The organism is Bartonella sp. AP19HLJMH, assembly GCF_042196245.1.
GTDB lineage: Bacteria > Pseudomonadota > Alphaproteobacteria > Rhizobiales > Rhizobiaceae > Bartonella.
In genome coordinates this window covers 1-1,082 of sequence record NZ_JBHIPX010000069.1, presented here as the reverse complement: position 1 = coordinate 1,082, position 1,082 = coordinate 1, and the positions used below count along the sequence as shown (strand labels likewise).

At 36.8% G+C, this 1,082-nt stretch carries 2 protein-coding genes; both read right to left on the bottom strand.

Going from position 1 to position 1,082, the window contains the following annotated elements; translation table 11 throughout:
* Positions 1 to 234 precede the first annotated feature (234 nt).
* Positions 235 to 669 (bottom strand): hypothetical protein, encoded by a 435-nt coding sequence (locus ACFINR_RS09395; RefSeq protein WP_375654233.1) that lies wholly within the window; start codon positions 667 to 669, stop codon positions 235 to 237.
* Positions 670 to 818: 149 nt separating this feature from the next.
* Positions 819 to 1,082, bottom strand: a 264-nt coding sequence (locus tag ACFINR_RS09390) for a YadA-like family protein (protein ID WP_375612610.1), incomplete at its 5' end; no start/stop codon positions are given.

Sequence of the window (1,082 nt, the reverse complement as noted above, 5' to 3'; positions counted from 1 at the left end):
GAAAATAGCAACATAAAAATATAACTTTTTAGCAATATGGATTCTACTGTGATCTTTTTTCAACAAAATATAGAAAATCTTCTATAAAACCTCACAGTCTATAGCCTCATCAAATATTATGCTTATCTCTAGATAAATACTGTGCATCTACAAAAAAATATTCACCCTCTTTTAATAAAATAAGAATAAATGTTGTTAAAAGAATCCCTTGCTATCATCAACGCAGCTTTAATCTTAAGCCAACATCTCTTCTCTAATCTCCGCAGAACTCGTTGCGGATATATTAGAGCAAATGAAGCCATCCTCTGATATATAACCAGCACCAAGAGCAAATGCGAATTGTCCACGCCATGCGCCGCTATCAAATGAAACAATCAACTTTCCTAGTGTATCGTTATAACGCAAACCTACCACTGCCAAACCAACAGCCGCTGCTTGTCTTGCTTCTTTCCGAACATCTTCAATAGCATAACTAAACATTTCAAATTTCATATCGGTGGAGGATTTCGATTCGTTAACACCATTACTCATCGCATTATCCTTGGATTCAGAAAAATATTTATCTACATATTTTTTCGTATCATCAAAAACTTTCTTAATCCGCTGCTTACTGTCATGTAACAACCAACTAGCCCCCTCCACGACTTCTGTCAAATTTGCGTAAAACACACCACTCTTCAGACATTTTCTCTTTTTTTATTTTCAACATTAATGCTGGCATTGTTATTTATGGGAGTCGTTCTTTTAATCGTGTAACTCTTTTCGCCTCTGTCTTGTATAGACAGAAGCGTTTTTGAAAATAATCGTAGTAAATTTTATTAATTTAGAGTTAAGCTTAATCCTACACCTACACCCCAGCGCCCTCCGGCACTTGTCACAGATAGACTAGAGCGAATATTTCCATCTTCAGATGTATAACCAGCACCAAGAGCAAATGCGGACTGATTAAGCCATATACCACTACCAAGTGCAACACTTAACTTTCCTGGTGCATCATTGTAACGCAAGTTGGACACCGCTAGACCAATAGCAGCAGCTTGTCTTGCTTCTTTCCGAACATCCTGAATAGCATAATTCAATGT